Source organism: Microbacterium sp. CGR1, from assembly GCF_001266755.1.
Classification (GTDB): domain Bacteria; phylum Actinomycetota; class Actinomycetes; order Actinomycetales; family Microbacteriaceae; genus Microbacterium.
The window spans coordinates 3,274,535-3,297,160 of the sequence record NZ_CP012299.1 but is presented as its reverse complement, the minus strand read 5'-3'; the positions used below and the strand labels follow the sequence as shown (position 1 = coordinate 3,297,160).

General features: G+C 69.1%; 18 protein-coding genes and 1 tRNA gene. 9 read left to right on the top strand and 10 right to left on the bottom strand.

Annotation, left to right across the window (positions count from 1 at the left end; genetic code table 11):
• Positions 1–63: 63 nt before the first annotated feature.
• Genes AKG07_RS15760 through AKG07_RS15750 form a run of 3 tightly spaced genes read left to right on the top strand, consistent with a single transcriptional unit; the run spans position 64 to position 4,345 of the window.
• Positions 64–918, top strand: coding sequence for an alpha/beta hydrolase (locus AKG07_RS15760; protein WP_053098755.1), 855 nt, complete (start codon positions 64–66; stop codon positions 916–918).
• On the top strand, positions 915–2,951 hold the full coding sequence (locus tag AKG07_RS15755; protein WP_053098754.1) for a bifunctional rhamnulose-1-phosphate aldolase/short-chain dehydrogenase: 2,037 nt from the start codon (positions 915–917) through the stop codon (positions 2,949–2,951). The genes AKG07_RS15760 and AKG07_RS15755 overlap by 4 nt, the downstream gene beginning before the upstream one ends.
• Positions 2,948–4,345 carry a rhamnulokinase gene (locus tag AKG07_RS15750; RefSeq protein WP_053098753.1) on the top strand — a complete coding sequence of 466 codons (1,398 nt, stop codon included), beginning with the start codon at positions 2,948–2,950 and terminating at the stop codon, positions 4,343–4,345. The genes AKG07_RS15755 and AKG07_RS15750 overlap by 4 nt, the downstream gene beginning before the upstream one ends.
• Before the next feature lie 175 nt (positions 4,346–4,520).
• Here the strand turns inward: AKG07_RS15750 and rhaS are convergent, their stop codons facing one another.
• From rhaS to AKG07_RS15730, 4 genes are read right to left on the bottom strand one after another with little or no spacing between them, the layout of a single operon-like run.
• The gene (gene rhaS / locus AKG07_RS15745) at positions 4,521–5,564 is read right to left on the bottom strand and encodes a rhamnose ABC transporter substrate-binding protein (RefSeq protein WP_053098752.1); all 1,044 of its coding nucleotides are present in this window, start codon (positions 5,562–5,564) and stop codon (positions 4,521–4,523) included.
• Between the two features lie 55 nt (positions 5,565–5,619).
• Positions 5,620–6,672 carry an ABC transporter permease gene (locus AKG07_RS15740; RefSeq protein WP_053098751.1) on the bottom strand — a complete coding sequence of 351 codons (1,053 nt, stop codon included), beginning with the start codon at positions 6,670–6,672 and terminating at the stop codon, positions 5,620–5,622.
• A complete protein-coding gene (locus AKG07_RS15735; RefSeq protein ID WP_053098750.1) occupies positions 6,669–7,700 on the bottom strand; it encodes an ABC transporter permease in 1,032 nt (343 codons plus the stop codon). The genes AKG07_RS15740 and AKG07_RS15735 overlap by 4 nt, the downstream gene beginning before the upstream one ends.
• A complete protein-coding gene (locus AKG07_RS15730; protein ID WP_053098749.1) occupies positions 7,697–9,226 on the bottom strand; it encodes a sugar ABC transporter ATP-binding protein in 1,530 nt (509 codons plus the stop codon). The genes AKG07_RS15735 and AKG07_RS15730 overlap by 4 nt, the downstream gene beginning before the upstream one ends.
• Before the next feature lie 150 nt (positions 9,227–9,376).
• Between AKG07_RS15730 and AKG07_RS15725 the strand changes: the two genes are divergently transcribed.
• Positions 9,377–10,384: a LacI family DNA-binding transcriptional regulator gene (locus tag AKG07_RS15725; protein ID WP_053098748.1), complete on the top strand. Its 1,008-nt coding sequence runs from the start codon at positions 9,377–9,379 to the stop codon at positions 10,382–10,384.
• 91 nt (positions 10,385–10,475) lie between these two features.
• On the opposite strand, the gene AKG07_RS15720 is transcribed toward AKG07_RS15725, so the two are convergent.
• Positions 10,476–11,519 (bottom strand): M24 family metallopeptidase, encoded by a 1,044-nt coding sequence (locus AKG07_RS15720; RefSeq protein ID WP_233277287.1) that lies wholly within the window; start codon positions 11,517–11,519, stop codon positions 10,476–10,478.
• A gap of 74 nt (positions 11,520–11,593) precedes the next feature.
• Between AKG07_RS15720 and AKG07_RS15715 the strand changes: the two genes are divergently transcribed.
• The 4 genes from AKG07_RS15715 (at position 11,594) to AKG07_RS15700 (ending at position 16,005) form a co-directional block, all read left to right on the top strand.
• Entirely contained in the window at positions 11,594–12,598 is a 1,005-nt protein-coding gene (locus AKG07_RS15715; RefSeq protein WP_171821982.1) for a LacI family DNA-binding transcriptional regulator, read from the top strand.
• 85 nt (positions 12,599–12,683) lie between these two features.
• Positions 12,684–14,012, top strand: coding sequence for a Gfo/Idh/MocA family protein (locus AKG07_RS15710; RefSeq protein WP_053098747.1), 1,329 nt, complete (start codon positions 12,684–12,686; stop codon positions 14,010–14,012).
• Positions 14,009–14,905 carry an NAD-dependent epimerase/dehydratase family protein gene (locus tag AKG07_RS15705; RefSeq protein WP_053098746.1) on the top strand — a complete coding sequence of 299 codons (897 nt, stop codon included), beginning with the start codon at positions 14,009–14,011 and terminating at the stop codon, positions 14,903–14,905. Before AKG07_RS15710 ends, AKG07_RS15705 begins: the two co-directional genes overlap by 4 nt.
• A complete protein-coding gene (locus AKG07_RS15700) occupies positions 14,902–16,005 on the top strand; it encodes a mandelate racemase/muconate lactonizing enzyme family protein (protein WP_053098745.1) in 1,104 nt (367 codons plus the stop codon). Before AKG07_RS15705 ends, AKG07_RS15700 begins: the two co-directional genes overlap by 4 nt.
• Before the next feature lie 23 nt (positions 16,006–16,028).
• Here AKG07_RS15700 and AKG07_RS15695 read toward each other — a convergent pair whose 3' ends face one another.
• Positions 16,029–18,317 (bottom strand): glycoside hydrolase family 3 C-terminal domain-containing protein, encoded by a 2,289-nt coding sequence (locus tag AKG07_RS15695; RefSeq protein ID WP_053098744.1) that lies wholly within the window; start codon positions 18,315–18,317, stop codon positions 16,029–16,031.
• A 93-nt stretch (positions 18,318–18,410) separates the two neighbouring features.
• On the opposite strand from AKG07_RS15695, the gene AKG07_RS15690 reads away from it, so the two are divergent.
• Positions 18,411–19,007 (top strand): TetR/AcrR family transcriptional regulator, encoded by a 597-nt coding sequence (locus AKG07_RS15690; protein ID WP_053098743.1) that lies wholly within the window; start codon positions 18,411–18,413, stop codon positions 19,005–19,007.
• Between the two features lie 69 nt (positions 19,008–19,076).
• Here the strand turns inward: AKG07_RS15690 and AKG07_RS15685 are convergent, their stop codons facing one another.
• The 4 genes from AKG07_RS15685 to serS form a co-directional block, all read right to left on the bottom strand.
• Positions 19,077–20,330, bottom strand: a complete 1,254-nt coding sequence (locus AKG07_RS15685) for an LCP family protein (RefSeq protein ID WP_053098742.1) — start codon at positions 20,328–20,330, stop codon at positions 19,077–19,079.
• Positions 20,331–20,380: 50 nt separating this feature from the next.
• Positions 20,381–20,465 (bottom strand) — tRNA-Ser (locus AKG07_RS15680).
• Positions 20,466–20,507: 42 nt separating this feature from the next.
• Positions 20,508–21,329, bottom strand: coding sequence for an HAD family hydrolase (locus AKG07_RS15675; protein ID WP_053098741.1), 822 nt, complete (start codon positions 21,327–21,329; stop codon positions 20,508–20,510).
• Positions 21,326–22,609 (bottom strand): serine--tRNA ligase, encoded by a 1,284-nt coding sequence (gene serS, locus AKG07_RS15670; protein ID WP_053098740.1) that lies wholly within the window; start codon positions 22,607–22,609, stop codon positions 21,326–21,328. Before serS ends, AKG07_RS15675 begins: the two co-directional genes overlap by 4 nt.
• Positions 22,610–22,626: the final 17 nt, after the last annotated feature.

The following is a 22,626-nucleotide window of genomic DNA, read 5'->3' as shown; positions in this document are numbered from 1 at the left end:
ACCCGTCGGGATGCGGGAGCCGATCCCCGCATCCCGACGCCCCCCGACAGAACGGATGACACCGTGAACGAGCAGGTGCTCGACGGACCGCACGGACCGCTGCGCGTGCGGGTGTACACCCCGACCTCTCCCGTCGGCCCCGGACTCGTCTGGGTGCACGGCGGAGGGTTCGCCGCCGGTGAGATCGACATGCCGGAGGCCGATTGGGTCGCGCAGAGCTTCGCCGAGCGCGGCATCGCCGTGGTGTCGGTCGACTACGCGCTGGCTCCCTTCCCTCGCACCTGGGCTGCGGCAGCCGGGGCTCCCGAGCGAGAGGGCGTGCACTACCCGGTCGCCTCCGAGGAGGTCGAGGCCGCATTCCGCTGGGCGGTCGACTCCGGCCTCGCCGAGGGGCCGTGGTCGATCGGCGGAGCGAGCGCCGGCGGCAACCTCGCGACCGGCGCGGCTCTGCGTCTCAGTCACGGCCCCGGGCCCTTCCCTGCGCTCGCGGTGCTCGCCTATCCGACGCTCCACGCCGTGCAGGCAGCCCCGGATGCTGCGCTGCGCGCCGCCCTCGACGCGGACCCCGATGCCGACGTGTTCGGCCCCGACCCGGTGCGCGGCATGTACGAGAACTACCTCGGCGGGCCGGTCGACGGTGGCGACGTCTACGCCGTGCCCGGCACCGCGTCCCCCGCCCAGCTCTCGCATTTCCCCGCCACGATCATGATCAACGGCGAGGTCGACGAGCTCCGTGTCTCCGGCGAGGCGTTCGGCGCCCTGCTGCGCGACGCGGGCGTCGAAATCGACATCTCGACCGAGGCGGGCACCCGCCACGGCCACCTCAATCAGCCCGAACTCGCGGCAGCGACAGCATCGATCGACCGCTTCGCCGCCCGCATCCTCGCCACGTCTCCACAGAACAGGGAACAGCCATGACCAACCCCACCGCCGCCGCCCTCATCGAGCGGTCGAACCGCCTGGGCGCCGACCCGAAGAACACCAACTACGCCGGTGGCAACACGTCGGCGAAGGGCACGGAGACCGACCCCGTCACGGGTCAGCCCGTCGAGCTGATGTGGGTCAAGGGTTCGGGTGGAGACCTCGGCACGCTCAAAGAGCAGGGTCTCGCCGTGCTGCGCCTCGACCGCATGCGCGCACTCGTCGACGTCTACCCGGGCCTCGACCGCGAAGACGAGATGGTCGCCGCGTTCGACTACTGCCTGCACGGCAAGGGCGGTGCAGCTCCGTCGATCGACACCGCGATGCACGGGCTCGTCGACGCCGCGCACGTCGACCACCTGCACCCCGACTCGGGCATCGCGATCGCCACCGCGGCCGACGGCGAAGAGCTGACGGCGAAGATCTTCGGCGACAAGGTCGTGTGGGTTCCGTGGCGTCGCCCCGGATTCCAGCTCGGACTCGACATCGCCGCCATCAAGGCGAAGAACCCGCAGGCCATCGGCACGATCCTCGGCGGCCACGGCATCACCGCCTGGGGCGACACGTCGGAGGAGGCCGAAGCCAACTCCCTCTGGATCATCGACACCGCGGCCGCCTACATCGAGGCCAACGGCAAGGCCGATCCGTTCGGCGGCGTCCGTGCCGGCTTCGAGGCACTCCCCGAGGCCGAGCGGCGTGAGCGCGCAGCGACCCTCGCCGGCACCATTCGCGGGATCGCGTCGACCGACAAGCCGATGGTCGGCCACTTCACCGACTCCGACGTCGTCCTCGACTTCCTCGCCTCCGAGCGCGCCCCTGAACTCGCGGCTCTCGGCACGAGCTGCCCCGACCACTTCCTGCGCACCAAGGTCAAGCCGCTGATCCTCGACCTGCCGGTCACGGCATCCGCCGATGAGCAGATCGCCCGTCTGCACGAACTGCACACCGAGTACCGCGCCGACTACCAGGCCTACTACGACGCGCACGCGACCGCCGAGTCGCCCGCGATCCGCGGCGCCGACCCGCTCATCGTGCTCGTGCCCGGCATCGGAATGTTCTCCTACGGCGCCAACAAGCAGACCGCCCGCGTCGCCGGTGAGTTCTACGTCAACGCGATCAACGTCATGCGCGGCGCCGAGGCACTGTCGACCTACTCGCCCATCTCCGACGCCGAGAAGTTCGACATCGAGTACTGGGCGCTCGAAGAGGCCAAGCTGCAGCGCATGCCGAAGCCGAAGTCGCACCAGGGACGCATCGCCTTCGTCACCGGAGCCGCCAGCGGCATCGGCAAGGCCATCGCCACCCGCCTCGCCGCAGAGGGCGCCTGCGTCGTCATCGCCGACCTCGACCTCGAGAAGGCACAGGCCGCTGCGGCCGAGCTCGGGAACACCGACGTCGCGATCGGCGTCGCGGCGAACGTCGCCGACGCGGATGCCATCCAGGCCGCGCTGAACGACGCCGTGCTCGCGTTCGGCGGCGTCGACCTCGTCGTCAACAACGCCGGTCTCTCGCTGTCGAAGCCGCTGCTCGAGACCACCGAGAAGGACTGGGACCTGCAGCACGACGTCATGGCCAAGGGTTCGTTCCTCGTGTCGAAGGCCGCGGCCCGCGTGCTGATCGACCAGAAGCTCGGCGGAGACATCATCTACATCTCCTCGAAGAACTCCGTCTTCGCCGGCCCGAACAACATCGCCTACTCCGCGACGAAGGCCGACCAGGCGCACCAGGTGCGACTGCTGGCCGTCGAGCTCGGCGAGTTCGGCATCCGCGTCAACGGCATCAACCCCGACGGTGTCGTGCGCGGCTCGGGCATCTTCGCCTCGGGTTGGGGCGCGAACCGCGCAGCCACCTACGGCGTCGCCGAGGAGGACCTCGGCCAGTACTACGCCAACCGCACGATCCTCAAGCGCGAGGTCGTTCCCGAGAACGTGGCGGACGCCGTCTACGTGCTCACCGGTCCCGAGCTCAGCCGCACCACCGGTCTGCACATCCCGGTCGACTCCGGCGTCGCCGCGGCGTTCCTGCGATGACGATCCGGTCCGTCGCCGCCGTCGACCTCGGGGCGACCAGCGGTCGCGTCATGATCGGGCGGATCGGCGACGGCCGGCTCGACCTCGAACTCGTCTCGCGGTTCCCCAACGGGCCCGTCGAGCGCGAGGACGGCCTGCACTGGGACTTCGGCGCGCTCTACGAGCACGTGGTGGCAGGTCTCGCCGAGGCCGTGCGCCGGGAGCCGGGCATCGAGAGCATCGGCATCGACTCCTGGGCCGTCGACTACGGCCTGCTGCGAGACGGCGAGCTTCTCGCCGAGCCGTTCCACTATCGCGACGAGCGCACGGCGCGCGGGGTCGAGGAGGTGCACACGGTCGCGCCCTTCGCCGAGCTCTACGGCCGCAACGGACTGCAGTTCCTGCCGTTCAACACGCTGTACCAGTACCGCGTCGATGCCCGCCTCGCCGACGCCGACACCGCGTTGCTCATTCCCGACCTCATCGCGTTCCTGCTCACCGGAACAGCGGTGGCCGAGCGGACGAACGCCTCGACCACCGGGCTCCTCGGCGTCGAGTCGGGCGAGTGGGACGCCGAGCTCGCCGAGCGCATCGGCATCCCGACGCACATCCTGCCGACGCTCGTCGATCCGGGCGAGACGATCGGCACACTCCGCGCGGACCTGGTCGAGCGCATCGGCAAGAAGCTGCCGGTGATCGCGGTCGGGTCGCACGACACAGCATCCGCCGTCGTCGCCGCTCCCCTGTCGACCCCGCACTCCGCCTACATCTCGTGCGGCACCTGGGGGCTGGTCGGCGTCGAGCTGACCGAGCCGGTGCTGACGGATGCCGCGCGCGAGGCGAACTTCACGCACGAGCTCGGCGTGGACCGTCGCTACCGCTTCCTGCACAACGTGACGGGGCTCTGGCTGCTGAGCGAGACCGTGCGCGCGTGGGAGGCGGAGGACGGCTCGCGGATCGACCTGCCCGAGCTGCTGGCTGCGGCCGCCGCCGTGACGGACGACGTGCCCCTCTTCGACGCGAACGACGCGTCGCTCAGCGCACCGGGAGACATGCCCGCGCGCATCGCGACACTGCTCGGGCCCGAGGCTCCGACGACGCGACCCGCCTTCGCCCGATCGATCGTCGAGTCGATCGCGACCGCCTTCGCGGATGCCGTGCAGACGGCAGCCGATCTGTCAGGGCGCGAACTCGACAGCATCCACCTCGTGGGAGGCGGCTCGCTGAACCGTCTGCTGTGCCAGGCCACCGCGGATCGCACCGGCCGTCCCGTGCTCGCCGGCCCCGTCGAGGCGACAGCCCTCGGCAACGTGCTCGTGCAGGCACGGGCTCTCGGCGCCGCCCCGGCATCCCTCGAGGAGCTGCGCGCCCTCGTCGCCGCGACGCACGAACCGGAGCGCTTCGACCCGCGCTGACTCCCTCACGCCCGTCGCAGCCCCTCATCCGACCGCCCGTATCCCCGATGGATGCCGGTGCGAATCCCTGTGCGGGTGCGGATGCCCGCCCTGTCAGGCGCCGGAGAACGCACACCGCGGCGCACACGGAAAGGGGCGCCGAGGCCGAAGCCCCGACGCCCCTCACGAACTCGACTCAGAAGTCGAACTCGCCGATGTTGTCTGCGTTGAACTCGAACGGGTCGCCGAGAAGAACGACGCCGTCGGCGCCGACCGTGTACTCGCCGAGGTCTCCGGCCTCGAAGGTGTCGCCCTCTTCGCCGGTGATCTCACCCTCGATCAGCGCCTTGGAGGCGAACGCGGCCAGGTAGCCGAGGTCGGCAGGGTTCCACAGCGCGAACGCGGTGACGGTGCCGTCTTCGACGTACTCGCGCATCTGGTTCGGCGTGCCGAGACCGGTGATGGCGACCTTGCCCTTGTAGTCCGAGGTGGACACGTACCGCGCCGCAGACGCGATGCCGACCGTGGTGGGCGAGATGATGCCCTTCAGGTTCGGGTGGCTCTGCAGCAGCGCAGCGGTCTTGTCGAACGACGTCTGGTCGTCGTCGTCACCGTAGACGGTCTCGACGATCGTGATGTCGGGGTACTCGCTGGCGACGTACTCCTTCATCAGGTCGATCCAGGCGTTCTGGTTGGTCGCGTTGGCGGATGCCGACAGGATCGCGACCTCGCCGGCTCCGCCGATCTGGTCGGCGATCAGGTCGACCTGCACCTTGGCGATGCCCTCGGAGTCGGCCTGGTTGATGAACAGGTCGCGGCACTCGGGGTTCGTGTCGGAGTCGAAGGTGACGACCTTGACGCCGGCGTCACGAGCCTCGTTCAGCGCGTCGCAGATCGCCTTCGGGTCGTTCGCCGAGACGACGAGCGCGCCCACGGCCTGCTGCGTCGCGGTGTTGATGTAGCTGACCTGGGCGTCGGGGGTGGCCTCGGCCGGGCCGACCTCGGCGAACGTGCCGCCGAACTCGTCGACGGCGGTCTTGCCGCCCTCGCTCGAGGTGTCGAAGTACGGGTTGCCGAGGTTCTTGGGCAGGAACGTGATCGCGAGGTTGTCGGATCCGCCTTCACCCTCTGAACCCGAGCCTCCGGATCCGCCGCTGGTGTCGGCGCAGCCGCTCAGCACGAGCGCTGCGGCCACGGCGACCGCCGCGAACCCCGCGATCTTCTTACGTGCAAACGTCATTGTTCTTCCTTTCGTGATGATCACCGCTGGCGGGTGCCGGCGATGAGAGGCTGCCTCATGGTGCGGGAGAGGCTGCTACGCGCAGTGGCGGACCGGCCTTCGCGCGGACGCGCTGCGCCCAGGCGAGGACGCTCGCTGCGACGACCGAGAAGATCAGCAGCCCGCCGGTGATGATGTTGATGACGTCGGATGTGACTCCGGCGAGGCGCAGGCTGCTGCCCAGCACCCCGATCAGGAGAACGGCGGCGACGACGCCGTGCAGGTGTCCCCGTCCGCCGAACACCGACACTCCGCCGAGCACCACGGCCGCGATGACCTGCAGTTCGAGCCCGGTGGCGTTGTCGCCTCGGGCGCTGCCGAACCGCAGCGTGTAGAAGATGCCTGCGAAGGCGGCGACCACGCCCGAGAGCACGAACAGGATGAACTTCGTCCGTTCGACGTCGACGCCCGAGAACCGCGCGGCGTCCTTCGACAGACCGATCGCGAAGACACCACGGCCGAAGGGCGTGAAGTGCAGCAGCACGGCGAACAGCACCAGCAGGATCAGGAACGGGATGACGATGTACGGGATGGTCGTCCCGGCGATCTTCGCCTTCGCGAGCGCCGTCCATGTCTCGGGGAAGTCCGTGACGGCCGTGGTGCCGAGCAGGCCGACCGCAAGCCCGCGGAAGAGTGCGAGCGTGCCGATCGTGACGGCGAGCGACGGCAGCCCGACGATCGTGACGAGGAACCCGTTGAAGGCTCCGCCGACGACGCCGACGAGGAGGGCCGCAAGGGCGGCGACCTCGAAGGGAGCACCCGACTCAGTGAGGACTCCGGTGACGACGCTGGCGAGCCCCACCATGGATCCCACCGACAGGTCGATCTCGCCCGTGATCATGACGAGCGTCATGGGCAGCGCGATGAGCAGGATCGGTGCGACGTCGAGCAGGAGGTAGTTCGCGGTGATCGGCTGGGCGAAGCCGCGGATCGTGACGGCCGCCACGATCGTCACCAGCACGAGGAGCGCGATGATCGCGAACTCGCGGTTGATGAAGATGCGCCGCCACAGCGGACGGTCGTAGTCGCGGATGACGCGGGTCGACGTCGTCGTCGTTGTCGTGGTCATGATTCGTCCCTCGCCTCGATGAGCTGGCGTCTCTGTCTGACCGCGAGCACCCGGTCGAGCACGATGGCCCCGATGATGAGCACACCGACCACGGCACGCTGCCAGAAGTCCGGGATGCCGAGAATGGGCAGCGCGCGGTTGATGGTCATCAGGAGCATCGCGCCGATGGCCGCGCCCCAGACCGTGCCGACACCGCCGGTGATCGCGATGCCACCGATGACGGCTGCGCCGACGGCATCCAGCTCCCAGCCGCTTCCCGCCTGCGAGCTGATGGATCCGTATCGCGCGGCGTAGAAGACGCCGGCGAGACCTGCGAGTGCACCCGAGAGGACGAACGCGGAGAGCACCCGACGGGTGACCTTGAGGCCGTAGAGCTCGGCCGCCGAGGGGTCGGAGCCGATCGCGTAGTACTCGCGTCCGCCCCGGATGTTGCGCAGATACCAGGCCGCGAGCGCGAGCACGATCACCGCGATGATCGTCAGCACAGGGATGAACAGGATCTGCTGCGTGCCGAGTGCGAGGAAGTCCTTGGGCATGTCGGAGGCGTTGATGCGATCGCTGCCGGTCCACAGCACGTTGATGCCGCGGTAGGCATAGAGCGTGCCGAGCGTGATCACCATGGCCGGCACCTTCGCGAAGGCGACCAATGCGCCGTTGACCAGGCCGAGGAAGGCCCCGAGCAGGACGGCCGCGATCACGACGACCACGATCGGGATGCCGGGGACGTCGACGAAGAGGCGTCCGGTCAGGTAGGCCGTGAGGCCCATCACCGAGCCCACCGACAGATCGACGTTGCGCGTGATGATGACGATCGCCTGGCCCACGGCGACGAGCATGAGGATCGACGGCGTGAGCAGCAGATCGCGCCAGCCGTCGGAGCTGAAGAGGAACGCCGGGTTCTTGACGGTCGCGGCGATCACGACGAGCACGAGCGCGGCGAGGATGCCGAACTCGCGTGCACGGCCGATGCCGCCGGGCTTCTTCGCGATCGCCGGAGCGGCGGCCGCGGGTGCGGTGGTGGTGCTCATGAGTGCAGCTCCGATGAGTGGGTGGCGGCGAACATGACGTTCTCGCTGGTGGCGTCGTCGCGGGAGATCTCGGCGGTGATGCGTCCTTCGCGCATCACGAGCACGCGATCCGCCATGCCGAGCACCTCGGGCAGCTCGGACGAGATCATCAGGATGCCCATGCCCTCGCCGGCGAGCTGCGACAGCAGTCGGTGCACCTCGGACTTGGTGCCCACGTCGATGCCGCGGGTCGGCTCGTCGATGATGAGGACGCGTGGGTCGGTGGCCAGCCACTTGGCCAGCACGACCTTCTGCTGATTGCCGCCCGAGAGCGTGGACGCCACGGTGTCGAGCGCGTGCGTCTTCACCTCGAGGCGCGACGCCCACTCCTTCGCCGCACGGTTCTCGATGCCGCTCGTGATGAGTCCCCACTTCGAGAGGCGCCGGCGGATGGCGAGCGTGATGTTGCCTCCGACGCTCGCGTCGATCACGAGGCCCTGCTTGCGGCGGTCCTCGGGAACGAGCGCGAGTCCGCTGCGCATCGCGGCGGTCGGGTTGCGGCGTGCGACGCCCGCGCCGAGCATCCGCACCTCTCCCTCGTCGTAGGGATCGACGCCGAAGATCGCGCGGGCGACCTCCGAGCGACCGGCACCGACGAGACCTGCCAGTGCGACGATCTCGCCCGCGCGCACCGTGAACGAGATGTCGTGGAAGACGCCGGGACGGGTGAGCGCTGTGACCTCGAGCAGCGGCTCGCCGATGGCGGCCTCCTGCTTGGGGAACAGCTCGGTGACGTCGCGGCCGACCATCTGGCGCACCAGTTCGTCGACCGTGGTCTCGGCGATGGGAGTGGTGTCGATGTATGCCCCGTCACGCATGACGGTGACGGTGTCGCACAGGTCGAACACTTCGTCGAAGCGATGCGAGATGAAGAGGATCGCGCGTCCCTCGTCGCGGAGGCTCCGCGCGACCGCGAAGAGTCGGTCGACCTCGACGCCGCTGAGTGCGGCCGTCGGCTCGTCCATGATCAGCACGCTCGCGTCGAGGGAGATGGCCTTGGCGATCTCGATGATCTGCTGGTCGGCGATCGACAGACCCTCGGTGATGCGGTCGGGGTCGAGCGTCACGCCCAGGCGGCGGAAGATCCGGTCGACTTCGGTGCGCATGGCCTTGCGGTCGATGCGGCCGAGGAAGCCGGTGGGCTGACGTCCCATGAAGATGTTCTCGGTGACCGAGAGATCGGGGAACAGCGTCGGCTCCTGGTAGATGACCGCGATGCCCGCGGCCTTCGACTGGGCGGTGCTGGTGAAATCGACATCGTCGCCGTGCAGACGGAAGTCGCCCGAGTCGCGGCGGTACAGACCGGCCATGATCTTCACGAGCGTGGACTTGCCCGCGCCGTTCTCGCCGATGAGGGCGTGGATCGAGCCGGGGCGGAGCGTCAGGCTGCCGGAGCGGAGTGCGACGACGGGGCCGAAGGACTTCACCACCCGATGCAGCTCGAGCGCGGTGGGGGGAGCGCTGCGGGCGGAGGCTGCGTCTACCACTGGCTTTCCTCTCCGTTGAGGGGGATGATGATCGGAATGAACTTTACCTGAATCGATTCAAGCTCGTTTCAGGCTAGTGTATGTGATGCCGGTCTCAGGTCAACCCCCGATGCCGAAGCGTGATCCGCCCGACGACGAGAGGACTGCCGAATGCCGGTCAGCATCCGCGATGTCGCCGTTCGCGCTGGCGTCTCCGTCGGCACCGTCTCGAACGTCCTGAACCGACCGGACGAGGTCTCCAGCGAGTCGGTCGAGCGAGTGACGCAGGCGATAGAAGAGCTCGGCTACGTGCGAAACGACGCCGCCCGCAAGCTCAGAGCCGGCGTGAGCACGACCGTCGGATTCGTCGTGCTCGACGGCCAGAACCCCTTCTACAACGATGTGGTGCGCGGTGCCGAAGACGAGGCGTCCAGCCACGGCATCGCGATCCTGTACGGCAACACCGACGACGACCCGTCCCGCGAGAAGGTCTATCTCGACCTGTTTCGCGAGCAGCAGGTGCGCGGCCTGCTCATCGCCCCCTACGGCGACGTCATGACGCAGCTGCGCAAGTTCCGAGCGAGCGGGATCGCGACGGTTCTCGTCGACCGATTCAGCGCCGACAGCGGGTTCTCGTCGGTGTCGGTCGACAGCGTCGCGGGTGGGCGGCTGGCGGTCGAGCACCTCATCGAGGGCGGTCGGCGGCGGATCGCCTTCGTCGGCGGCCCCTTCGACATGCGTCAGGTCACCGACCGTCTCGCGGGCGCTCGCGCGGCGGCCGAGAACGCGGCGGTGCACGTCGAGCTCGAGGTCGTGCCGACGGCGGCGATGACGGTCGAAGAGGGCGTCGCCGCCGGAGCGCGCCTGCTCACCCGCCCTCGGCGCGAGTGGCCGGACGCGCTCTTCGCCGCCAACGATCTGCTCGCCCTCGGGCTGCTGCAGTCGCTCGTGTCGGGCGGACGCCTGCTCGTCCCCGACGAGATCGCGCTGATCGGCTTCGACGACAATCCGTTCGCGGCCGCCGCCGCGGTGCCGTTGTCATCCATCCGGCAGCCCAGCCGCATGATCGGTCGCACGGCGCTGCGGATCGTGCTCGAAGAGGCGGCCGACCCCGAGAGCATCCCCCGTCAGACCGTGTTCCCGCCCGAGCTGATCGTGCGCAGCTCGACCGGCGGCTGACCCGGGGCCGCCTTCCCCGGACCTCGGCGGCTCACGTGCATCCGCAACCTGAGCCGGCATTCGGCGCCGAGCCCCGCCATCGAACCCGCGATCAGGCCCCGTACGCCCTCGAGACCGGCCGATGCAGCCCCTCGTACTCGACCGACGGCCAGCGCTCATCGACCGTGAGCACCTCCCAGTCGTCACCTGTGCGCAGCAGGGTGTCTTCGACTTTGCGGCCCGGTGCGGTCGGGTTCCAGGCGAACGCCTGATCCTCGACGATCAGATCCGCAGTGGATGCCGTGGCACGGGGATCGCGACCGGCATACCCGGTTGGTCCGCCCTGGTGGTGGCGCTGCCATTCGTCAGCGTCGAACCCGTAGCGGGCGTACGCCGCGATGCCCGCCGTGAACGCGTCGTTCAGACGGGCTCCCGGCACTGACGCATCGAGGAGAGCCCGCTCCACGCCCCAGATCGGCTCGTCATCGACGGATGCGCCGACCCAGCGTGTCGCGTTGGCGATGAGCCCGTTCCGACGCCCGCACACGACGATCATGGCCCGCTCTCCGAGCAGCCCGGCAGTCGGAAGCGGATGCCGGAACGCAGTCCGTTCGGAACCGGTGACCAGCACGACGAGCGGATCGATCCCTCGGGCGATGAGCTCGGCGGAGACGATTGCGGCGACCATCCGCTCGCTCTGCTCCGGACCGACGCGGGCGAGCGCATCCGTCAGCGCCTCTGCTGTCTCCCGTCCGAGAAGTCGATATCTGGCACGCTCGGCCGGCAGCAGGCGCGCGCGAGCCGCGCGCAGTTCAGCCGCCACGTGCGATTCGGCGACGCCGGCCTCCTCAGCCGCGGCGGCAGCGGGTGGGATCCACCACGGCACGCGCACCACGCGCGCGGCATCCTCCGGCAGCAGCTCCTCGGCGATCAGCCGATCGGCCTCGTTCTCGGCGATGAAGAGCACATCGCCCTGCGCCTCCGCCCGCACCGCGAGCACCGGAGGACCCGCGAGCGACACATGCGTGCGCACGCCCTCGAGGTACCACGACAGCGATTCGTGAGAGACGAGCACCACGGGCGCCCCGTCGACCTCTCGGCGCACGCGCGCCAGCCGATCCTGCTTCTCGGCGCGGTCCTCGGATGCTCCAGCCATGAGACCCTCCCTGAAGAACGTTTTCTCGTAGTATGACGACAGCCGCGACCTCTCGCGGACACGAAGGGATGCCGATGGCACGCGAATCGACACGCCCCGGCATCACCGACGTCGCGAAACTCGCCGGCGTCTCACTGTCGACGGTGTCGCGCGCGATGAACGGCAACCCGACGGTCGATCCGGCGCTCGCCGAGCGCGTGCAGGCAGCCGCTGCGCAGCTCGGCTACACGGCGAACCCCGTCGCACGGAGCCTGGTGCTCGGCCGCACCCAGACCATCGCCGTCGTGATCCCCGACCTCGAGAACCCGACGTTCCAGGCGATCCTGCGTGGCCTCAGCCGCGCGGCCGCGGCCGACGGATATCACGTGCTGGTCGCCGACTCGCGTGAGGACCTGGATGAAGAGCAGGCGCTCGCCCGATCGACCAGGCTGCGCACCGACGGCGTGATCCTCTGCGCCCCTCGAATGCCCGAGGAGGACCTCGGCCGACTGCTGCCGACGCTCTCCCCCGCCGTCGTGATCAACCGCGGCCCGCAGACGAGCACTCCCGTGGTCGGCGCCGACTACGGATCCGGCATGCGCGAGATCGTCGACCACCTCACCTCGCTCGGCCACCGCCGGCTCGTCTATCTCGCCGGTGCCACCCGCAGCGTGACGCACAGGGCGCGGCAGGATGCGATCGCGGCGGAGCTCTCCCGGACCGACGGGCTCGAAGTCGAGGAGATCACCGCAGGCGTCGACTTCGACAGCGGCACCGCGGTCGCCGACCAGGTTCTCGCGAGCGGAGCCACCGCAGTGATCGCCTACAACGACCTCGTCGCCATGGGGCTGCTCTCGGCCCTGACCGTGCGCGGTGTCGACGTGCCGGAGCAGCTGTCGATCACGGGTTTCGACGACATCCCCTTTGCCGCCTACACCTCACCCCCGCTCACGACCGTGGCCGTTCCCGCGGTGGAGATCGGCGCAGCCGCATGGGCTGCGATGCACGACCAGCTCACCGGCGGCGATCCCACGGCAGCGCTCACCTTCACGCCGACCCTGATCGTGCGCGGCAGCACCGCCACCGTGCACACGCCCTGAACCGCCGGCGGTCCCGGGGCCTGACACCTCTCCTGTGCTATCGTCGAGAAAACGTTTCCTGACCGGAGATCGAAGAGAGATCACGATGACGAAGACCCGCTACGCCCTCGCCGGTGCCGGAGCCCGCGCGCAGATGTACGTCGAGGGGATCATCGGCACGCACCGTGACCGCGCCGAGCTCGTGGCGATCATCGAGCCGAACCCGGTGCGGGCCGCGCACTACGCCGACCGCATCGCGGAGGTCGGCGCGCCGGCGCCCCGTCTCGCCACCCCCGACGAGCTCGAGCAGGTGATCAGCGACGAGCGGGTCGACCGGGTCATCATCTGCTCCCGCGACGACCTCCACGCCGAGCTGATCGTCCGGTCGCTCGAAGCGGGCGCCGACGTCGTCGTCGAGAAGCCGCTCACGATCGACGCGGCGAGCGCCGCCCGCATCGAAGACGCCGTCGAGCGCACCGGTCGCCAGGTCGTGCTGACGTTCAACTATCGGTACTCGCCCCGCAACAGCGCACTGCGCCAGGTGATCCAGGACGGCACGATCGGCGACGTCACGTCCGTGGACTTCTCGTGGATGCTCGACACGAACCACGGCGCCGACTACTTCCGCCGCTGGCACCGCGAGAAGAAGAACTCGGGCGGTCTGCTCGTGCACAAGTCGAGCCACCACTTCGACCTCGTCAACTGGTGGATCCGTTCGCAGCCGACCCGCGTCTTCGCGTCCGGCGGCCTGCGTTTCTACGGAGCCGAGAACGCGGCCGGCCGTGGCCTCGGCGAGCGACCGGCGCGAGGCACCCACGACGACGGCGACCTGTTCGAACTCGACCTGCGCACCGATGAGCGTCTCACCGCGCTCTACCTCGACGCCGAGGAGCACGACGGGTACCGGCGCGATCTCGACGTGTTCAGCGAAGGCATCACGATCGAGGACAACCTCGCACTCGTCGTCGACTATGCGTCCGGCGCGACGATGTCGTACTCGTTGAACGCGCACTCCCCCTGGGAGGGCTACCGCGTCGCCGTCAACGGCACCCTCGGCCGGGTCGAGCTCGAGGTGGTCGAGCGCGGCGCCGTGCTCGCGGGCGAGGGACTGCACCCGCACATCGACCCCAGCCTCTCCGGCGGCCACGGGACGACCGCACTGCGCCCTGAGAGCGAGCGTCTGATCGTGCAGCGCCACTGGGAAGAGGCCTACGAGGTGCCGATCGACGGCGGCGACGGAGGCCACGGCGGTGGAGACGAGCTGCTGCTGTCCGATGTCTTCGAGGGCCCCGGGGACGACCCCCTCGCGCGTCCGGCCGACTGGACCGACGGCATCCGCTCGATCGCTGTGGGCATCGCGGGCAACCGCTCACTCGAGACGGGCCTTCCCGTGAAGGTCGACGAGCTCGGGATCGCCCTGCTGGCGCGGCCATGAGGATCATCGTCACCGGCGGTTCGGGCAGACTCGGACGCACCCTGGTGACGGGCCTCGCAGATGCCGGGCACGAGATCGTCTCGATCGACCGGGAGCCGAGCGCGGCCCTCGACCGGGACGGGATCACGCAGGCGTCCCTCGACCTGACGGACGCGGATGCCACGGCATCCGTTCTCGCCGCGACGTCGGCGGATGCACTGATCCATCTCGCGGCGATCGCAGTGCCCTTCAGCGCACCCGAGGACGTGATCATCCGCACGAACGCGGCTCTCGCCCAGTCGGTGCTGGGCGGAGCGGTACGGGCCGGCATCCACCGCGTCGTGGCGGCGTCGAGTCCCACCGTGGTCGGCTATGGCGCACCTCGCGGCTGGACCCCTGAGCGCCTCCCCCTCGACGAGACGTCGCCGACCGAGCCCTGGAACGCCTACGCCCTGTCGAAGCTGCTCATCGAGCAGACCGTCGACATGCTGCGGCGTCAGGCCGGCGACGACGTGCGCTTCGCCTCCTTCCGCCCCTGCTACGTGATCGCCCCGGAGGAGTGGGCCGGCGCTCTCACCCAGCAGGGCCACACCGTTCTCGATCGTCTCGACGATCCGGCGCTCTCCGCGCCGGCGCTCTTCAACTATGTCGACGCCCGCGACGTCGCAGCCTTCACAGACACCCTCCTCGCCGCGCTCGACCACATCCCGAACGGCGAGAGATTCTTCGTGGGAGCCGACGATGCCCTCGCCCGCCGCCCGCTGAGCGAGCTGCTGCCCGAGTTCCACCCCGGCACCGAGCACGCGGCCGCGGCGCTGACCGGCACTTCCCCCGCCTTCTCGTCCGACAAGGCCGCCCGACTCCTCGGCTGGCGCCCGTCCCGCACCTGGCGTGCAGAGCTGGCACTGCTGTGACCACGATCCGGAGCCTGTCGGCTCGTCTGCAGAGGGTGCCGCTGACTCGCCCGTGGGCTGCCGACGTCACCTCCGTCGGCGTGATCGCGACTCATGTCGTGCGCTCCGACGGTGGCGAGGGATGGGGCTTCTCGTGGAGTCCGCAGATCGGTGCACCCGCCGTGCAGGCGCTGCTCGAGCATGACATCGCTCCCGCTGCGGTCGGCCGCTCCGCCACCCCCGGCGAGAGCTGGCAGGGAATGTGGGAGCACCTGCACGAAGCCGGAGGCGGGGGGATCACGACGATCGCACTCGCCGGTCTGGACCTGGCGCTGTGGGATGCGGAGGCGCGGTCGACCGGCGTCGCGGTGTCGGAGTCGATCGGCCGCCGCCGCGAACGGGTGCGCGCCTACGGCTCAGGCGTGAACCTGCACTACTCGCTCGACGAACTGCTCGCCCAGGTGCAGCGCTGGATCGATGCGGGGTTCGAGGCGGTCAAGATCAAGGTCGGAAAGCCCGACATCGCCGAGGACGCCGATCGGGTCGCCGCCGTCCGCGAGCTGCTCGGCCCTGATCGGGGGCTGATGATCGACGCGAACCAGCGGTGGGATCTGGCGCGGGCGACCGCATCCGTCGAGGTCCTGTCGCGCTTCGACCTCGCCTGGATCGAAGAGCCCCTGCGCGCCGACGACCTCGACGGACACACGGAACTCGCACGGCGCATCGACGTGCCTATCGCGCTCGGCGAGAATCTGCACACCGCGCACCGTTTCGGCGACTTCCTGCGCGCGGGTGCGGCGCAGATCCTGCAGCCCAACATCGTGCGGGTCGGCGGGATCACGCCGTTCCTCCGCATCGCCGAGCTGGTCACCGCGCACGGTGCGACCCTGCACCCGCACCTTCTGCCCGAGCTCTCGGGTCAGCTCGCGCTGACTCTGCCCGACACCGGCCACGAGGTCCTGGTCGAAGACGTCGAAGACGCCGGCTTCGGTGCACTGGGAGCTCTCGCCGACCCCTCGCCGGTGACGATCGCCGACGGCCACCTCACCGAGAACGCGCACCACGGTCTCGGGCTCCGCTTCGCTCCCCTGCTCGACGAAGGGGCCCGCTTCGGCGCCTGAGTTCTCGGCGCCGAGGCGTGCGGTCAGGCCTGCGGCAGCACGCCGGCGTTCGCTCCGGCCAGCAGCTCCTCGACCTGCTCGTGCGTCACGTCCACCCCCGGGAATCCGATGAGGCGCCCGATCGGGAACGACGCCATCATCTTCTCCATGGCCTCGTCGTTGGGCATCATCGATGCCGCCGACGAATCGGCGCCGCTCAGTTCGCCCAGGAAGCCGCCGAGCGCCCCCATCACGATGGGCCCCGCGACGGGGTGCGCCATCACATCGCCGATCGAGGAGTTCATGGTGAGGGGCAGCGAGACCACATCACCCGTCACCTCGACGGTCGCGGTGGAGCGGATGTCGCGGCTCGATGCCGCGACATCGATGCGGTACTCGCCGGGCTCGACGATCCAGCGGTCGACGCGGACATCCCAGTAGGCGAGGTCCTCGCGACGGATGACCAGCTCGACCGTCCGGGTCTCGCCCGCGGCGATCGCCACCGAGGCGAAGGCCTTGAGCTCGCGAGGCGCGCGCTGGACGACCGAGGACACCGGAGCGGCGTACACCTGCACGATCTCGCGGCCGTCGCGGGTTCCGGTGTTGGTCACGTCGACGCGCACGGCGATGTCACCGTTCTCGGCCGCGTCGACCGTTGCCTCGCCGTACGAGAAGGCCGTGTACGAGAGCCCGTGGCCGAACGGGAACGTGACATCGAGTCCCTTGGCGTCGTACCAGCGGTAGCCGACCAGCACTCCCTCGCCGTAGCGGACATGACCGAACTCGCCGGGGAAGCTGCCGAACGACGGGTTGTCCTCCACACGCACCGGCACCGTCTCGGTGAGCTTGCCCGACGGGTTCACGGCGCCGTAGAGCACGTCGGCGACCGCTCCGCCGCCCGCCTGTCCGAGCAGCCAGGTCTCGACGATCGCGGGCACCCGGTCGGCGAAGGGCAGCGCGACGACGCCGCCGTTCGAGAGCACGACGACCGTCGCGGGATTCGCCTCGATCACGGCGTCGAGCACCGCCAGCTGAGCCGCCGGAAGGTCGATGTGCTCGCGGTCGAAGCCCTCCGACTCCTCCGCGGCGGGGAGGCCGAGGAACACGACCGCGACATCCGCTGCGGACGCGGCGGCGACCGCCTCCGCGCGCAGGTCGTCAGCGGAGCGACCGGATGCAGCGGTGTCGCCGCCTTCCACGGCGAAGCCCGGCGCATATGCGACGTCGTCCCCACCGATCGCGCGCAGCTCGTCCAGCGCCTTGTCGACCCTGGTCGGGTTGATGAGCGACGATCCTGCTCCCTGGAATCGCGGCTCGGTGGCGAAGGCGCCGATGACCGCGATGCGCTGCTCGGGGGCGAGCGGCAGCAGGTCTCCGTCGTTCTTGAGCAGCACGATCGAGCGACCGGCCGCCTCCCTGGCGAGCGCATGGTGCGCGTCGACGTCGAGCGGGCCGGAGACGGCCGGACGCCGCTGCGCCTTGCGGACCAGATCGATCGCGCGGTCGGCCGCTGTGTCCAGCACGCTCTCAGCGAGCTCGCCGGCCCGCACGGCAGCGACGAGCTGCGCATCCGTCCGACCTCCCGACGACGGCATCTCGAGATCGAGGCCGGCGGCGACGCCCGCCACACGGTCGTTCACGGCGCCCCAGTCCGACACGACGAGGCCGTCGAAGCCCCAGTCGTCGCGGAGCACCTGGGTGAGCAGCCAGGGGTCCTCCGATGCGTAGACGCCGTTGATGCGGTTGTACGAGCACATGACCGTCCATGGCTGAGCGTCCTTGACCACGCGCTCGAAGCCACGCAGGTAGATCTCGTGCAGCGGTCGCGGGTCGACGTCGGAGCTCGCCCGCATCCGGTCGAACTCCTGGTTGTTCGCGGCGAAGTGCTTCAGCGACGTGCCGACGCCCTGCGACTGCACACCGCGCACCGAGGCGGCACCCAGGGTTCCCGAGACGATCGGGTCTTCGGAGAAGTACTCGAAGTTGCGGCCGCACAGCGGCGACCGCTTGATGTTGATGCCGGGGCCCAGCACGATCGCGACGTCTTCGATGGCCGCCTCGACTCCGATGGCGGCGCCGACCCGCTCGATGAGCTCGGGGTCGAACGACGATCCGATGCCGACGGCCGGTGGGAAGCACGTCGCCGGCACGCTGCTCGAGAGGCCGAGGTGGTCGGTTCCCGCCGACTGCTTGCGCAGGCCGTGCGGCCCGTCGGTCATCATGATCGACGGCAGACCGACGCGATCGATGGCCTTCGTGGTCCAGAAGTCCGCGCCGCTCGTGAGCGACGCCTTCTCCTCGAGGGTGAGATCGGATGCCGAGGTGTCGGTCATGGTCTTCCTTTCGCGCGCGACAACGGTGTCTTGCGAAAACTATATGCCAGTAAGTATTGGATCTCAAACGTTGTTCAGGATTACTCTCGAGGAATGGCACGACGAGGTTCATACGCGAAGGGCGTCGCCAGGCGCGAGGAGATCCTCGAGAGCGCTCTCGATGTGATCGGCCGCAAGGGCTATCAGAACGCCTCACTCAAGCAGATAGCGGAACTCGTCGGCGTCACCCCGGCCGCCCTGCTGCACTACTTCGGCAGCAAGGAGGAGCTGTTCACCGAGGTGCTGCGCACGCGCGACGAACACGACGGGATGGCGCCGCAGACCTCGAACTCCGAAGACGCGAAGTCCGCCTTCGTCGACGTCATCCGCCACAACACCGAGGTCCCGGGTGTCGTGGAACTGTTCTCCCGACTCTCCGTCGATGCCGTCGACCCCGCGCATCCCGCGCATCAGTACTTCCTCGAGCGCAGCGAGCGACTCCGCGAGAGCATCACCGACGCCTTCGCCCACGATGCCGACCGTCGAGCCACTCTCGATCCGGACACCATGGCGCGCGTGATCCAGGCGGTCGCCGACGGACTCCAACTGCAGTGGATGATCGACCGCTCGGTCGACATGCCCGGCATCATCAGCGCTCTGATGGATGTGCTCTACCCGCCGACCGATCAGCCCGACGCGCAACAGGGCTGAATGCGGAGAACCGCCCCTCGCGCTGTAGGCGAGGGGCGGTTCTTCGTGACGGAGAGTGCAGTCGGCGCGTCAGCGCACGTTCCCGTTCGAGCAGGTCTGCTGTGCGGCCGAGTTGCCCTTGATCGTGTCGGGCAGCGCCACCACGTTCTCGGGTGCGGCCGAGGGGTCCGGCGTCGCCGCCTCCGCTCCCGGCTCCGCCGGTGCCTGCGTTCCCGGGTCCGTGACGACGACGCCGTCGTTCTCGGTGTTCTGATGCGTGACCTGCAGCTGAGCGTTCTGGTTGATCGCGTCCCACATGGCCTCTGCTGACGTCTTGTCCGGCACGACGCGGTTGGGGTCGTCCGGGTCCGTGAAGGTCGGGTACTGCAGGAAGACGATGTCCTCGAAGGGCACGGACTTCACCGCGAGCGCGATCTGCACGATCTTCATCGGGTCGGCCAGCGACGTGCTCGCCTCGACGTTGTCGAGACCGGTCGTCGCCAGCTTCAGCATCATCGGCACGTTGCCGAGCGTCTCGCCGCTGATGAGCGTGCGCGCGAGGCTCGACATGTACTGCTGCTGGTTGCCGATGCGGCCGAGGTCGCTTCCGTCGCCGACTCCGTGTCGGGTCCGCAGGAACTGCAGCGCGGTGATGCCCTCGATCACATGGTTTCCGGCTGCGAGGTCGAGGCCCGTGTACCGGTCCTTGATCGGGGAGGCGAGGCACACCTCGACGCCGCCGATCGCGTTGGTGATCTCGATCACGCCGCCGAAGGTGACCGAGGCCGCGAACTGGATGTCCTGACCGGAGAGGTCGGAGACCGTCTTCGCGACGCAGTTGAGTCCTCCGTCGGTGTAGGCGACGTTGATCTGCTGCTTGTTCATCGCGGAGTGCACCTCGCCCTCTGCGTCCTCGCACTCGGGGATCGGGACCATCATGTCGCGCGGAAGGCTGACGACGGTGATCCGGCGCGGCTCCTCCGACACATGCATGAGGAGGTTCACGTCGTTGAGGGTGCCTTCGGAGTCCGCGCCCGTGCAGCGGTCGCCGAAGTACTGCGCGTACGCCTCTTCGCACGTGTCGACACCGGTGAGCAGCAGATTGAATCCGCCCTTGTACTCACTGATGTCGGGCGGCAGCTCCTCGGTGCTGTCGAGTTCGACAGCGTTGGCCGAGACGGTGCTCGAAAGGTCGTAGACGATGTAGGAGACGACGCCGAAGCCGCTCACCAGGACGACGGCGAGACCGATCGCGATGAACTTGAGCAGTTGGCTGAGGGGGCCCGGCGTGTGGAGCTGACCGTGGCGCGCGATGGTGCGGCGGCGTCGCGTGGTGGGACTCACTCGGGGCCTTTCGGTTCAGCGTACGGCGCGGAGGCACCGTCCCTGGAATGCGGAGGGTGTGGGATTCGAACCCACGAGACATCTCTGCCCACTGGTTTTCAAGACCAGCTCCATCGGCCACTCGGACAACCCTCCCGACAGACGAATCTGCCGACAAGCCGTGAGTCTAGCCGAGTTCTATTCTCCCGCGCTGACCTGGGCGGCCGCTGGAAGCGTGTTCAGCGCCATCGCGAGACCGCCGTCCTCGACATCGCCGGTCACCTCGCCCGCGGCATCCTTCACCTCTGTCGGCGCCTGCCCCATGGCGACCGCCCGGCCGTCGAGACCCAGCGCCCAGCCGAACATGCCGATGTCGTTGCGCCCGTCGCCGGCCACGAAGACGTGCCCGCGCTCGAAGCCGAGCTCGGTGCGCACGCGCTCCAGCGCCGTGCCCTTGTCCACTCCCTGCGGTGCGATGTCGAGCCACGCCGTCCAGCCGATCGCGTAGGAGACCTCATTCAGCCCGGCGTCCGCGACGAGGCGGTGGAAGTCCTCCTCATCGTGCCCGGGAGAGACGACGACGACACGGGACACCGGTTCGGCGACGAGCTCTTCGAAGCCGACCTGCCGTCCGCCGTCGAGCGTCCAGTCGTCCAGGTGCTCGGTGTAGAGCCGCAGCCCTGACCCGAGCTCGACCATGTAGCGGGCTTCCGGGAGCCGCTCGCGCAGCAGAGCGAGCACAGGAGACGGATCGAACGTCTCGATGTGCCACCGCTCCCAGTCGTCTCCCACACGGCGCATGGTCACCGCACCGTTCGAGCACACCACGAAATCGGCGGTCAGCTCGAGCTGCTCGACATAGCGACGCGTCGCCATCCAGCTGCGTCCGGTGGCGATCGTGACCACATGGCCGGCGTCTCGCAGGCGCGCGACCGCCTCGGGAACACCGGGACTCATCGTCTCGTCCTGCAGGATGATCGTGCCGTCGACGTCGAGCCCGACGAGCCAGGGAGCTGTCACGCGGTCGGCTCCAGAACCTCGAGCCCGCCGAGGTACGGGCGCAGCACCTCCGGCACGCGGACCGATCCGTCGGCCTGCTGGTGCGTCTCGAGCAGCGCGACGATCCATCGGGTCGTCGCGAGGGTGCCGTTGAGGGTGGCGACCGGCTGCGTCTTCGCGGTCTGCCCCTCCTGAGCCTCGGGTCGGTGGCGGATGTCGAGACGACGCGCCTGATACGTCGTGCAGTTCGAGGTGGAGGTGAGCTCGCGGAACGCGCCCTGCGTCGGGACCCACGCCTCGATGTCGTACTTGCGTGCGGCGCTGGAGCCCAGGTCGCCGGCGGCGACGTCGATCACGCGGTAGGCGAGACCGAGCGAGGTCAGCATCTCCTCCTGCAGCGCGACGAGGCGCAGGTGCTCGGCCTCGGCGTCCTCCGGGTTGGTGTAGACGAACATCTCGAGCTTGTTGAACTGGTGCACCCGGATGATGCCGCGGGTGTCCTTGCCATGGGAGCCCGCCTCGCGGCGGTAGCAGGTCGACCATCCGGCGTACCGCAGCGCGCCTTTGCCGAGGTCGAGGATCTCGTCCTTGTGGTATCCGGCGAGTGCGACCTCGCTGGTGCCGACGAGGTAGAGGTCGTCGTCCTTGTCCAGGTGATACACCTCGTCGGCGTGCTCGCCGAGGAATCCGGTGCCCTGCATGATCTCGGGCCGCACCAGGGTGGGCGTGATCAGCGGGATGAAGTCGTTCTGCAGCGCCTTGTCGAGGGCGAGGTTCATGAGCGCGATCTCGAGCCGCGCTCCGATCCCGCGCAGGAAGTAGAAGCGGGCGCCCGACACCTTCGCGCCGCGCTCCATGTCGATCGCGCCGAGGATCTCGCCGAGCTCGAGGTGGTCTCGCGGCTCGAAGTCGAATGCGGGGACCTCGCCCACGCGTCGCAGCTCGACGAAGTCCGCCTCGCCGCCCGCGGGGACGCCGTCGACGACGACGTTCTCGATGCGTGCGAGAGCCACCGCCAGGGCGTCTGCCGCCTCATTCGCCGCCTGCTGCGCCTGCTTGACGCGCTCGGCGAGGTCTTTGACCTGAGCGACGAGTGCCGCCTTCTCCTCCTTGGGAGCCTTCGCCACCAGCTTGCCGAAGGCGTTCTGCTCGGCGCGCAGCTCTTCGAACGCGGCGAGCGCCGCTCGGCGCGATCGATCAGCCTCGAGCGCGGTGTCGACGGTGCCCTGGTCGTTGCCACGGGCGGCCTGAGAGCGGCGGACGATCTCCGGATTTTCGCGGAGGAGTGCGAGGTCGATCATCCATCAAGTCTATGGTG